11 protein-coding genes are annotated in these 13,327 nt (G+C 61.8%); 1 reads left to right on the top strand and 10 read right to left on the bottom strand.

Going from position 1 to position 13,327, the window contains the following annotated elements; all coding sequences use genetic code 11:
• Positions 1–7 precede the first annotated feature (7 nt).
• From pstA to rlmE, 7 genes are all read right to left on the bottom strand, one after another.
• Positions 8–931 carry a phosphate ABC transporter permease PstA gene (gene pstA / locus pbN1_RS03300; protein WP_169202419.1) on the bottom strand — a complete coding sequence of 308 codons (924 nt, stop codon included), beginning with the start codon at positions 929–931 and terminating at the stop codon, positions 8–10.
• 10 nt (positions 932–941) lie between these two features.
• Entirely contained in the window at positions 942–1,901 is a 960-nt protein-coding gene (gene pstC / locus pbN1_RS03305) for a phosphate ABC transporter permease subunit PstC (RefSeq protein ID WP_169202465.1), read from the bottom strand.
• A 53-nt stretch (positions 1,902–1,954) separates the two neighbouring features.
• Positions 1,955–2,947, bottom strand: coding sequence for a PstS family phosphate ABC transporter substrate-binding protein (locus pbN1_RS03310; protein ID WP_169202420.1), 993 nt, complete (start codon positions 2,945–2,947; stop codon positions 1,955–1,957).
• A gap of 489 nt (positions 2,948–3,436) precedes the next feature.
• Positions 3,437–4,789, bottom strand: coding sequence for a phosphoglucosamine mutase (glmM, locus tag pbN1_RS03315; protein ID WP_169202421.1), 1,353 nt, complete (start codon positions 4,787–4,789; stop codon positions 3,437–3,439).
• A gap of 70 nt (positions 4,790–4,859) precedes the next feature.
• Positions 4,860–5,693: a dihydropteroate synthase gene (gene folP / locus pbN1_RS03320; protein WP_169202422.1), complete on the bottom strand. Its 834-nt coding sequence runs from the start codon at positions 5,691–5,693 to the stop codon at positions 4,860–4,862.
• A 76-nt stretch (positions 5,694–5,769) separates the two neighbouring features.
• Positions 5,770–7,662 (bottom strand): ATP-dependent zinc metalloprotease FtsH, encoded by a 1,893-nt coding sequence (gene ftsH / locus pbN1_RS03325; protein ID WP_169202423.1) that lies wholly within the window; start codon positions 7,660–7,662, stop codon positions 5,770–5,772.
• 275 nt (positions 7,663–7,937) lie between these two features.
• Positions 7,938–8,561, bottom strand: a complete 624-nt coding sequence (gene rlmE / locus pbN1_RS03330) for a 23S rRNA (uridine(2552)-2'-O)-methyltransferase RlmE (RefSeq protein WP_169202424.1) — start codon at positions 8,559–8,561, stop codon at positions 7,938–7,940.
• A 39-nt stretch (positions 8,562–8,600) separates the two neighbouring features.
• Here rlmE and pbN1_RS03335 point away from each other — a divergent pair, with 39 nt between their 5' ends.
• Entirely contained in the window at positions 8,601–9,071 is a 471-nt protein-coding gene (locus tag pbN1_RS03335) for a YhbY family RNA-binding protein (RefSeq protein WP_169202425.1), read from the top strand.
• Between the two features lie 22 nt (positions 9,072–9,093).
• On the opposite strand, the gene pbN1_RS03340 is transcribed toward pbN1_RS03335, so the two are convergent.
• The 3 genes from pbN1_RS03340 to carB are packed head-to-tail and all read right to left on the bottom strand — an operon-like array spanning position 9,094 to position 13,314.
• Positions 9,094–9,558: a DUF4149 domain-containing protein gene (locus pbN1_RS03340; protein WP_169202426.1), complete on the bottom strand. Its 465-nt coding sequence runs from the start codon at positions 9,556–9,558 to the stop codon at positions 9,094–9,096.
• A gap of 55 nt (positions 9,559–9,613) precedes the next feature.
• Positions 9,614–10,090, bottom strand: a complete 477-nt coding sequence (gene greA / locus pbN1_RS03345; RefSeq protein ID WP_169202427.1) for a transcription elongation factor GreA — start codon at positions 10,088–10,090, stop codon at positions 9,614–9,616.
• Positions 10,087–13,314 (bottom strand): carbamoyl-phosphate synthase large subunit, encoded by a 3,228-nt coding sequence (carB, locus tag pbN1_RS03350; RefSeq protein WP_169202428.1) that lies wholly within the window; start codon positions 13,312–13,314, stop codon positions 10,087–10,089. Before carB ends, greA begins: the two co-directional genes overlap by 4 nt.
• Positions 13,315–13,327 lie beyond the last annotated feature (13 nt).

Genomic DNA, 13,327 nt, shown 5'->3' on the forward strand with positions numbered 1-13,327 from the left:
ATGTTTCCTACCATTTGATGTCCTTGCGCAGATGGTAACGAATCCAGATGGAAATCGCGTTCATGGCCAGGGTCATGAGAACCAGCACGAAACCAGCGGCGGCGGCATTCTGCTGGAAAGCCTCCTCGGGGCGGGAAGTCCAGTTGAACATCTGGATGGGCATGACTGTGAACCCGGATTTCAGCCACTCAAAGTTCACCCAGGGAAACTCCGGCCCGATCGGCGCCTCGGGCAGGAACGCGATGAAGGTCAGCGCGCCGATCGTGATGATCGGAGCGGTTTCCCCGATCGCCCGGGACATGCCAATGATGACGCCGGTGAGGATGCCGGGCATCGAGTACGGAACGATGTGGTCGTGCGTGACCTGCCAACGCGTCGCACCGAGCGCATAGGCCCCCTCCCGGATATGCTGGGGAATCGATCGTATCGCCTCGCGGGTCGCAACGATGACGACAGGAAGGATCAGCAGGCCCAGAGTCAGGCCGGCAGACAGGATGCTCTGGCCGAAACCGAACGTGTACACGAACACACCAAGCGCCAGAAGACCGTAAACGATCGACGGCACGCCGGCAAGGTTGGTCACGTTGATCTCGATGATGTCGGTGATGATGTTTCTTACGGCATATTCCTCAAGATATACGCCCGCGGCAACGCCGAGCGGTACTGCCGAGACTGCGGTGACCAGCATCACCAGCAGCGATCCGACCCACGCGGTGAGGATGCCGGCCTGTCCAGCTCGACGGGATGGAAAATTCGTGAAGAACTCGGGGTTCAGGCGCTCCCATCCCGAATAGGCCATCTCCAAGAAGAGCGCCAGGAACGTCAATACACCGATCAACAGCGCCATGAAGCCGGCGATCGCAAACATCAGATCGCGGCGCTTGTTGCGTCGAATGATGCGATGAATGCCCGCCAGTTCTGCAGATTTCATGCTCAACCTCTCAATAAGCTTCGCGATAGCGCCGACGAACGACGTGACCCGCGACATTCAGAAGGAGCGTCATCAGCATCAGGCTCAGCCCTGCGGCAAAAATCGACTGATAACCAATCGAACCGTGAGGCAGGTCGCCAAGCGCGACCTGCACGATGTACGAAGAAATAGTCTGCGCCGGCTCCATCGGATTCATTGTGAAGTTAGGCTGCATGCCTGCTGCGACCGCCACGATCATCGTCTCACCCACGGCACGAGAAATTCCCAGGATGTAGGCGGACAGGATGCCCGACAGCGCCGCCGGAACGACCACGCGGACCGCAGTCTGGAACTTGGTACCACCCATCGCGTACGAGCCCTCACGCATGCTCATTGGCACGGCGCGCATCGCATCCTCTGCAAGAGAACTCACGTACGGGATGATCGCAATGCCCATCACGATACCGGCACCGAGCATATTGAAACCCGGCAGGCTCGGAATCAGCATTTGCAGCAGCGGGATGACAACCGTGAGCGCAAAGTAGCCATAGACGATAGTTGGAATGCCGCCGAGAAGCTCGAGAAAGGGCTTCACCACCTCACGTACGGAAGGTTGTGCGAATTCGGATAGATAGATCGCGATCGTCGTGCCGAGCGGAATTGCAACGACCAGTGCAACCAGCGAGGTCGTCAGCGTTCCGGCAAGCAGTGGCAGGATCCCGTAATGCGCATCGGCAAAGAGCGGTGTCCACATCGTGTCGGTCAGAAAGGACCAAATCGGCACGCTCTGGAAAAATTGGTAGGACTCGCTGACCAGCACCCAGACGATACCCAAGGTCGTCAGCACAGAGACACCCGCGGCGCCGAAAAGGAGGAACTCGATAACGCGTTCCTTCGAGTGGCGCAACGCCTTTCGGGCCAGTCGATCGCTGGTGACCAACGGCGGGAAGGATGCCTCCCCGGAAAAGCCGATTGTTTTTGCGTCTTGCATTCTTGACCCGATGATGGGGAACAGGGCACGGGGCTCGCCCGTGCCCTTGAACATTAGAGCTTCGCTTCGCGACTCAGGAGCGACTCGATGGTCACGCCGATCTCGGGCTCACCACCAAAAACCGTACCGAGTTTTTTCTTATTCACATGCTCCATCGCCGTCTCGTATGCCTGCGCAGGCAGCGGCACATACTTCACCTCGGTCGCGAGCGCCGCCGCGTTCTTCATGTAATAGGCAACAAAATCGCGAACTTCGGGCTTTTCAAGCGACTTCTCGCTGACATAGATGAAAATCGGGCGCGACAGCGGATTGTACGATCCATCAAGAACTGCCTTGGGCCCGGGCGCGACTGGCTGCCCTTCCTTATTCACGATCGGCACGGCTTTGAGCTTGCCCTGGTTTTCCGCGTAATACGCAAAACCGAAATAGCCGATGGCGTTGATGTCGCGCGAAACGCCCTGGACCAGAACGTTGTCATCTTCAGAGGCAGTGTAATCGCCGCGCGAAGACTTGGCCTTGCCGACGATCGCTTCGGTGAAGTAATCGAAGGTCCCGGAATCGGAGCCGGCGCCGAAGAGCTTCATCGGCGCATCCGGGAACGACGGATCGATCTGCTTCCAGTTCGTTACGGTGCCCTGTGCGGCCGGCTCCCACATCTTCTTCAACTGTTCAACGGTCAGCTGCTTGATGAAAGTGTTCTTGGGGTGTGCGACGACAGTCAAGGCGTCGAAAGCGACCGGCAGTTCGATGTACTTGATGCCAGCCTGGGCGCAAGCCTCCATTTCCTGCTTGAGGATCGGGCGCGATGCATCCGCAACATCGATCTCGCCTCTGCAGAATTTCTTGAAGCCGCCACCGGTACCCGATATGCCGACCGTCACCTTTACTTCGCCCTTCTTCGACTTCTGAAAGTCCTCAGCCACCGCCTCCGTAACCGGATACACGGTACTGGAACCATCCACCTTCACGACAGACTGGGCGTACGCGGCATGCGAACCGAAGACGACAAGGGCGGCCGCAAAAGCGGTCTGCTTGAAACTGGACATACGGAATCTCCTAATGAATAAAGGGCGCCAGATCCGGAAACATGTTACCGAGAAGCAGGCGCCCCGAATCATCCGTGGTATGTGTGACATAAATTTGACACTGGCCGCATGATTTCACAGTAAACACAGCAATCTCTTGAACCGGGCCCCTTCCCGGCCCGGATCCGGCACATCGTGCGCGCTCCAAGCCTCGGGGGCCGCACGCGGGCAGAATGAGTTCGGTGGCCCAGCCCGTCGAGCACGAGCGTCAATGCAGACAAGCGGGAGCGTGGCCGCCCCTGGCCGCTCGGGGCGACACCAAGGGCAATCTGGAGCAACGGAGAATGGCTAAAGGCTGGAAGCCTACGGATGAAATATTTCAGGAATGTTACAGCGCTGGATTCCGCCTCCGCCCACGGGAAACAGCCCTTCAGCCACAGAACGTGGCCGGTACACCAACTGGCCGAAGGCGGGCCGTAGGAGGATTTCCACCTCCGGGTCTTTTCAGTTTCAGACCATTGCGCGCTCGATGCACGCCGCAATCTCTCGGGCAAGGCGATCGACTTGCGCACCGTCCTTCCCTTCAACCATGACCCGGAGCAACGGCTCGGTTCCCGAAGGGCGTAGCAGCACCCGGCCCTGCTCGCCGAGTTCCAGTTCGGCATCGCTCCGCGCCTGGTCGATGTGCTTGTCGGATCGCCAGTCGAATCCTGGGGCCAGAGGCACATTGATGAGTTTCTGTGGATAGAAGACGAGGTCCGCACAAGCAGCCGCCAACGTGCACTGACGCTTGATCAGCGCCGCGATAACCTGGAGCGCGGAGACGATGCCGTCGCCCGTGGTATGACGATCGAGGCAGATGATATGGCCGGAGTTTTCCCCGCCGAGCTTCCAGCCCCGCTCGTGCATGGTTTCCAGCACGTAGCGATCGCCGACCTTTGCCCGCGCGAAGGCAAGGCCGAGACGGCCGATCGCGCGCTCAAGGCCGAGATTGCTCATCAGCGTACCGACGACTCCCTCCAGGCGTCCTTCGGACTGCCGTGAGGCTGCAATCACGTACAGCAGCTTGTCGCCATCGTAAAGCTCGCCGTCTCCATCGACCATGACCACACGATCGCCGTCGCCATCGAGGGCGATGCCGAAGTCCGCCTGGTTCGCCAGTACCGCTGAACGCAGCGTCTGCGGATGCGTGGCGCCGACCTTGTCGTTGATATTCAGTCCGTTGGGCTCGACCCCCAATGGGATCACTTCCGCGCCCAGTTCGTGAAATACGCTCGGCCCGATGTGATAGGCCGCACCGTGGGCGCAGTCGAGGACGATCCGGTAACCACGCAGATCGAACTCGTTCGGAAACGCACTCTTGCAGAATTCCACGTACCGGCCCGCAGCGTCCACGATCCGACGCGCCTTGCCCAGGCGGGACGCCTCGGCGCAGACCATCGGCTGATCGACCCGGAACTCGATCTCCTCCTCGAGCGCATCCGGCAACTTGGTGCCGTTCGCCGAAAAGAACTTGATGCCGTTATCGTCGTAGGGGTTGTGCGAGGCGGAGATCACGACTCCGGCCTGAAGACGGAGGGCACGGGTGAGATAGGCCACCGCTGGCGTCGGCACCGGGCCGGCAAGCATCACATCGACGCCCGCCGCCGCAAACCCGGCTTCGAGGGCGGCCTCGAGCATGTAGCCGGAAATACGGGTGTCCTTGCCGATGAGAATCGCGGGCCGCTCCCCGGGGGGCAACTGCTCCCGCCCCACCAGCGTCACCCCGGCCGCATAACCGAGACGCATGACGAATTCTGGCGTGATTGTCGAATCGCCGACACGCCCCCGTACGCCGTCGGTCCCGAAATACTTTCTCCCCATTTTTCCCCTCGCGACATTCGTCGAAAAACGAATTATCGCATCAACGACGGGAGACTTCGTGCGCTCCTGCCTATGCCGGGACGCCGGTTACCGCCTGCCACACTTTCAATGCATCGCGCGTTGCGGCGACGTCATGGACTCGCACGATCTGTGCACCCTGCCCGACAGCGATCAGGGCCGCGGCGACGCTGGCATGCACTCGCTCGCCGACCGGTCGCCCCGTGATCGCCCCGAGCATGGACTTTCGCGACACCCCCACGAGCATCGGATAGTCTTGCGCCACGAAGCGGTCGAGGGTGCGGAACAGTGCGAGGTTGTGCTCGAGTGTCTTGCCGAAGCCGAACCCTGGGTCGAGGAGGATCCGGTCCCTGCCCACGCCCTTGTCCGTGAGAGCCCGAACACGCCGCTCCAGGAACTCGAGCACCTCCGCAACGACATCATCGTAGCGCGGATCGGACTGCATGCCGCGGGGCTCGCCCTGCATGTGCATCACGCACAGCGCCGCCTCGCTGTCCCGCACGGCGTCGATCGCGCCCGGCGCGCGGAATGCGTTGATATCGTTGATCAGGCTCGCCCCGGCCCTTAGCGATTCGCGCATTACGGCCGGCTTGAACGTGTCGATCGAAACCGGCACGGCCCAGTCGGCCAGACGCTCGACCAGCGGGATGACGCGGTCGAGTTCCTCCTGCTCCGAGACAGGCTCCGACCCGGGGCGGGTCGATTCACCCCCTATATCGAGCAAATCCGCTCCCGCATCGACTGCAGCCTGCGCCCGTCGCACTGCCGCATCCAGATCCCGACCGAGGCCATCGCCCGAAAACGAGTCCGGCGTGACATTGACGATCGCCATGATGCGTGGGCGGTCGAGTTCCAGGCGGAATCGACCGCATCTCAAAACCTGCATATCAGTCCTCAAATGAATCGGGCCGGCTAAATGCCGGCCCGAAGAAGGTCGAACCTCTTGTCTCGTGCCGCGCGAATTACGCTGCCGGGGCAGGAGCCGTCGGCTCGGCTCCCGGCGCATCGTCCTTCGGACGGCTCGCCGGCGGTGTAATCGGCTTGGGTGCCCGCGGAGCACGTCCCGCCATGATGTCGTTCAGCTGTTCCGCATCCAGCGTTTCCCATTCGAGCAGCGCATGCGTCATCGCCTCGATCTTGTCGCGGTTGTCTTCGATCAGGCGCCGCGCCAGTGCGTACTGTTGATCGATGATCCGGCGTATCTCGGCATCGACCTTCTGCATCGTGGCCTCGGACACGTTCCGGTGTGTCGTCACCTGCCGACCGAGAAAGATCTCTCCCTCTTCTTCGCCATACACCATCGGCCCGAGATTGTCCGACATGCCCCACTGCGTCACCATCCGGCGTGCGAGGTCGGTCGCCCGCTGAAAGTCGTTCGAAGCGCCGGTAGTCATCTGGTTCATGAAGATCTCTTCGCAGATGCGGCCACCGAACAGCACGGCAATCGTCTGGAGCAGCCGTTCGCGGTCCTGGCTGTAACGATCCTGCTCCGGCAACTGCATCGTCACACCCAGTGCACGACCTCGCGGGATGATCGTGACCTTGTGCACCGGGTCGGTCTTGTCGAGCAACTTCGCGACCAGCGCATGGCCGGACTCGTGGTACGCCGTGTTGCGGCGTTCTTCTTCCGGCATCACCATCGAACGACGTTCGGACCCCATCATGATCTTGTCCTTGGCACGCTCGAAGTCTTCCATATCGACGAGTCGCTTGCCGCCCCGCGCAGCGAACAACGCCGCTTCGTTGACGAGGTTCGCCAGGTCGGCGCCGGAAAATCCGGGCGTGCCGCGCGCGAGAACGACGGGTTCGACGTCAGGCGCGATCGGCACCTTGCGCATATGGACCTTCAGTATCTGCTCCCGGCCACGGATATCGGGTAGCGGAACGACGACTTGCCGGTCGAATCGCCCCGGGCGCAGCAGTGCCGGATCGAGCACATCCGGGCGGTTCGTCGCGGCGATCACGATGACACCCGTTTGCCCTTCGAAGCCGTCCATCTCGACGAGCAACTGGTTGAGGGTCTGTTCGCGTTCGTCGTTGCCGCCCCCCATGCCTGCACCACGCTGGCGACCGACAGCGTCGATTTCGTCGATGAAGATGATGCACGGCGCGTGTTTCTTCGCCTGTTCGAACATGTCACGCACGCGCGCCGCGCCGACACCGACGAACATCTCGACGAAATCGGAGCCGGAAATCGAGAAGAACGGCACTTTCGCCTCGCCGGCAATCGCCTTCGCGAGCAAGGTCTTGCCTGTACCCGGCGAACCGACCATCAGTACGCCCTTCGGGATATGTCCACCGAGTTTCTGGAACTTGGAAGGGTCGCGCAGAAAATCGACGAGTTCGGACACTTCCTCCTTCGCTTCGTCGCACCCTGCGACATCCGCAAAAGAAAGCGAATTGGCGCTTTCATCGAGCATTCTGGCTTTTGACTTGCCGAACGAAAACGCTCCGCCTCGCCCGCCTCCCTGCATCTGGCGCATGAAGAACACCCAGACCCCGATCAGCAGCAACATCGGGAACCAGGAAACGAAGATGCTCATCAGGAAGGATTGCTCTTCTTCGGGTTTCGACGCGTTCACGGCCACACCGGCGCGGATCAGGTCGGACACCATCCAGATATCCTGCACGCCAGGCGTATACACGGTGATCTGCCGGCCTTCCTGCGTCGTCGCACGCACCAGGCGGCCGTCGATTGTCGCTTTCGCGATGCGCCCGGCCCTGGCTTCCTCCAGAAACTGGGAGTACTCCATCGTACTGGCCGAAACCTGCCGCGTATTGAACTGGTTGAATACCGTCATCAGCACGACGCCGATAACCATCCAGATCGCGAGATTCTTGAAGAGATTATTCAACTTCTTTCCTTGAAAGCCCAACGGGGGCAGCGACAGATGGACCCATTCTAGTGGCGAACGTTCCGCGGCGTAAACCAATAGACCCGATGGGCTGTTTCAATCACCTGCTCGGCACGCCGCAACGATTCCGATATGGGGTCGCCGGTCTGAATTGCAATATGACCGCCAAAAGGATTTGGACATCCCACATCACCAACTTGGACATCCTGCATCACCAACGGGAGACTCGGTGCCCGACTGCAGAGTTCCGCAGTTTTGGCGCTGTGACAAGGGCGCTAGCTGCCGCGGTGCCCGATGCCGACCAGATACACTTCCGCACTGCGGTCGCGCGATGCCTTCGGTTTTCGCACGTGCAGCGCGTTGAAATGCTTCGCGGCCTCGTTTCGATACTCCATGAAACCCTGTCCCTGGAACACTTTCACGACGAAACTGCCACCGGGCTTGAGGTGCCGCGCCGCGAACTCCAGCGCCAGCTCCCCGAGGTAGATCGAGCGGGCCTGGTCGGTCGTATCGATGCCGGACATGTTCGGCGCCATGTCCGACAGTACGACGTCGACGGGGAGCCCGCCGAGCCTCGACTCGAGTTCGGCAAGCACTGACTCTTCCTGAAAGTCGCCCTGTATGAACTCGACGCCGCCCAGCGGTTCCAGCGGCAGCAGGTCCAGTGCAAAGACCCGACCCTCGCGTCCGACCCGCCGCAATGCGATCTGGCTCCAGGATCCCGGGGCAGCGCCCAGATCCACGACGACCATTCCGCTTCGCATCAGGCGATCGCGTTCATCGAGCTCGATGAGCTTGAATGCTGCCCGCGACCGGTAACCTTCGCTTTTTGCACGCTGCACATACGGGTCGTTGACATGCTCCTGCATCCACGCCTTGCTGGTCTTGGTTCGCTTCATCGGAGTAGAATCCATGCCCCTGAAAGATTTGAGAAAAGTATGAGCGAGCTCACTCCCGTCCGGCGGCGCGAACTGCGTGCCAGCGCCCATCACCTGAACCCCGTCGTCAGCATTGCCGGAAACGGCTTGACACCAGCCGTGCTGGGCGAAATCGACCGCTCGCTGCAGGCACACGAGCTGATCAAGATCAAGGTCCACGGAGCCGAACGCGCGGCACGCGAAGCACTGATGAAAGCGGTCTGCGAGGCCCTCGATGCCTCACCGGTCCAGCACATCGGTACAATTCTCGTCATTTGGCGCCAACGTCGGGAAGAAGCCGAAAAATCCGTACAGGCTAAACCTGTGACATCCAGCGCAAGCACGGGCGTCGCAAGGGCGAAATCGGCGCGGGCCTTTGCAGCCGCTGCGCGTCGCACCGCGCTGATCAAGGCCGCGTCGGACAAGAAGCGTCTTGCGGCAAAGCGCAGCCGGACCTACACCCGCAAAACCGGGCCTGCCGGCAGTAAATAGTTCGCCTGACGGGACGCCCCCGTCAGCGACCCAACAGTTTTCGGACACCCAGCACCAGCGGCAACGCGAGCACGCTCTGGATGAGATAGAGCACGCTCGAGACGCCGTGCCACGTAGCGAAACGGTCCCGCATCACGGTATCCATCACCTCACGCGGCCAGGCATCCGCTTTCATCTGCGCCATCAACGGCTGGATGCCGAACTGGCTCGCGAATGTCGCCAGCAGCATCGCCACGACCAGCCAGAACAGGCCGCTCCGGAACGCTCGCCATCGCCAGCGTGCGAGCATGAAACCCAGCACGTAGAGGGCACAGCCGACCCCGATCCACCCCAGCAGCGCAAAGAGGCGCCCCGCGATGTCGCCGGCGAGTGCGCGGTCGGAAAGCATGCCGAACAGGACCGGTGCGACGATGTAACCGATCGACCACAGCGCACCGGCCCAAAGCGTGATCAACACTACTAGCAGATGCTCGGAAAGGCGGCTCACGATGTTTCCCAGCTGATGCCCGAACGAGACTCCTGATGCGAAACGGGCGCCTCGCTCACACGTAGCGGACGTCGATGATCTCGTACTCCCTCACCCCGCCCGGCGCCTGGACTTCGGCGATGTCCCCGGCGAACTTGCCGATCAGAGCGCGAGCGATCGGTGAGCTGATCGAAATCTTGTTCTCCTTCAGATCCGCCTCGTCATCGCCGACGATCTGATAGGTCACCGTCTGTCCGGTGTCCATATCCTCCAGCTCGACGGTGGCGCCGAACACGCATCGCCCGTCGGCGTCGAGCAATTTCGGATCGATGATCTGCGCGCTCGAAATCTTGCCTTCGATCTCCTTGATCCTGCCCTCGACGAATCCCTGGCGCTCCTTGGCGGCGTCGTACTCGGCGTTTTCCGACAGGTCGCCATGGGAACGCGCTTCCGCGATTGCCGCGATCACGCTGGGGCGCTCGACGGTTTTCAGCCGGTGTAGTTCGTTGCGAAGTTTTTCCGCACCCGCGACGGTAAGAGGAGTCTTGATCATGATTTTTGGTTCAGTTCGGCATGCAGGGACTGCAACCCGTACACCTGCAGCCCCTCGAGATGGCGCATCCCCATACATGCGGCGCGTGCACCTTCGATGGTGGTGAATACCGTGAGTTTCGCGGCGAGGGCGCTGGTGCGGATCGAACGCGAATCGATGATCGCCTGGCGCTTCTCCTCCACGGTGTTGATTACGAGGCTGATTTCATTGTTCTTGATCATGTCCACGATATGCGGACGGCCCTCGTTGACCTTGTTGACCATCGTGACGGGAAGCCCGGCGGCCTCAATCGCCGAGCCCGTGCCGCGGGTTGCGGCGAGCCCGAACCCGATCTCATGGAGCTCGCGCGCGACTTCGACCGCTACCCCCCGGTCGGTCGGCTTGACGCTGATGAAGGCCGTGCCGGACTGCGGCAGGCGTACACCGGCCGCGAGCTGCGATTTGACGAAGGCTTCGGCGAAGCTGCGCCCCACGCCCATCACTTCGCCGGTGGACTTCATTTCCGGTCCGAGAATCGTATCCACACCCGGGAACTTGACGAACGGGAAGACGGCTTCCTTGACCGCGTAGTAAGGAGGCACGATCTCGCTGGTCACGCCCTGGCTGGCCAGACTTTGCCCGGCCATGCAGCGCGCGGCAATCTTCGCCAATTGCAGACCGCACGCCTTCGACACGAACGGCACGGTGCGCGACGCGCGCGGATTGACTTCAAGCACGTAGACGGTCGCCTCGTCGCCGTCGCCCTGGATCGCGAACTGCACGTTCATCAGGCCGCAGACGTTCAACGCCCGAGCCATCGCTTCGGTCTGACGGCGCAGCTCGTCCTGGAGCTTTGCCGAGAGCGTGTAAGGCGGCAGCGAGCACGCCGAGTCGCCCGAGTGGACGCCGGCCTGCTCGATGTGCTCCATGATGCCGCCGATGATGACCTGCCTGCCGTCGGACAGCGCATCGACATCGACTTCGGTCGCATCGTTGAGGAAGCGGTCGAGCAGCACCGGCGATTCGTTCGAGACCTTCACCGCCTCGCGCATGTAGCGCTCGAGATCCTTCTGTTCGTGCACGATTTCCATCGCCCGGCCGCCGAGCACGTAGCTCGGACGCACCACGAGCGGGTAGCCGATCTCGGCCGCGAGCCGCACTGCGGCTTCGGGCGTGCGCGCAGTGCGGTTGGGCGGCTGCTTGAGGCCGAGATCGTTGAGCAGCTTCTGGAAGCGCTCACGGTCCTCGGCCGCATCGATCATGTCCGGGCTGGTGCCGATGATCGGCACGCCGTTGTCTTCGAGTGCCTGCGCCCTCTTGAGCGGGGTCTGGCCGCCGAACTGGACGATGACGCCGACGGGCTTCTCGATATGCACGATCTCGAGGATGTCTTCGAGCGTGATCGGCTCGAAATACAGGCGGTCGGACGTATCGTAGTCGGTCGACACCGTTTCCGGATTGCAGTTGACCATGATGGTCTCATAGCCGTCTTCGCGCAGCGCGAGCGCGGCATGGACGCAGCAATAGTCGAACTCGATCCCTTGCCCGATACGGTTCGGCCCGCCCCCGAGCACCATGATCTTCTTGCGATCCGTCGGACGTGCCTCGCACTCGTCCTCGTAGGAGGAATACATGTAGGCCGTCGAGGTCGAAAACTCTGCGGCGCAGGTATCGACGCGCTTGAACACCGGCCGCACGCCGTTCGCGTGACGATGCAGGCGCACGGCCGTCTCGTCGACGCCGAGCAGCTTCGCGAGCCGCCGGTCGGAAAAGCCCTTGCGCTTCAATTCGCGCAACTCGGCAGCCTGGATCGCCTTCAGCGACCGGCCGGCGAGCGCCTTCTCGGTCAATACGATGTCCTCGATCTGCGCGAGGAACCACGGATCGATCTTCGTCAGGTTGAACACCTGCTCCTGCGTGTAACCTTCGCGGAAAGCCTGGCCGACGTACCAGATGCGCTGCGCGCCCGGGTTCGCGAGTTCGTGCTCGAGGTCCTCGCGATCGGCCTCGACCTCGTCGAGGCCGTAGGCGCCGACTTCGAGCCCGCGCAGCGCCTTCTGGAACGACTCCTGGAACGTACGACCCATCGCCATGACTTCGCCGACCGACTTCATCTGCGTCGTCAGCCGGTCGTTGGCCTGCGGGAATTTCTCGAACGCGAAGCGCGGGATCTTCGTCACGACATAGTCGATCGACGGCTCGAACGACGCCGGGGTCGCGCCGCCGGTGATATCGTTCTTCAGTTCGTCGAGGGTGTAGCCGACGGCGAGCTTCGCCGCGACCTTCGCGATCGGGAAGCCGGTCGCTTTCGACGCCAGCGCCGACGAACGCGACACGCGCGGGTTCATCTCGATGACGATCATGCGGCCGTCCTTCGGGTTGATCGCGAACTGCACGTTCGAGCCGCCGGTATCGACGCCGATCTCGCGCAGCACCGCGATCGAGGCATTGCGCAGGATCTGGTATTCCTTATCGGTCAGCGTCTGCGACGGCGCAACCGTGATCGAATCACCGGTATGCACGCCCATCGGGTCGAGGTTCTCGATCGAGCACACGATGATGCAGTTGTCCGCGCGGTCGCGGACGACTTCCATCTCGTATTCCTTCCAGCCGATCAGCGATTCCTCGATCAGCAGTTCGCTCGTCGGGCTCGCCTCGAGACCACGCTTGCAGATCTCGTCGAACTCTTCCATGTTGTAGGCGATGCCGCCGCCGGTCCCGCCCAGCGTGAAGCTCGGCCGGATGATCACTGGAAAGCCGATGCCGCCCTGCACCTGCAGCGCCTCTTCCATGCTGTGCGCGATTGCCGAGCGGGCGGAACCGAGCCCGATCTTCGTCATCGCGTCCTTGAACTTCAGGCGGTCCTCGGCCTTGTCGATGGCTTCGCGCGACGCACCGATGAGTTCGACGCCGTATTTCTCGAGGACGCCGTTGCGGGCGAGGTCGAGCGCGCAGTTCAGCGCCGTCTGCCCGCCCATCGTCGGCAGCAGCGCGCCCGGCCGCTCCTTCTCGATGATGCTCTCGACTACCTGCCAGGTGATCGGCTCGATGTACGTAACGTCGGCCGTTTCCGGGTCGGTCATGATCGTCGCCGGATTCGAATTGACGAGGATGACCTTGTAGCCTTCCTCGCGCAGCGCCTTGCACGCCTGCGCGCCGGAATAGTCGAACTCGCACGCCTGGCCGATGATGATCGGACCGGCGCCAATGATGAGTATGCTTTGAATGTCTGTACGCTTAGGCATTGCCTAACCTCGG

This window comes from Aromatoleum bremense (genome assembly GCF_017894365.1).
GTDB lineage: Bacteria > Pseudomonadota > Gammaproteobacteria > Burkholderiales > Rhodocyclaceae > Aromatoleum > Aromatoleum bremense.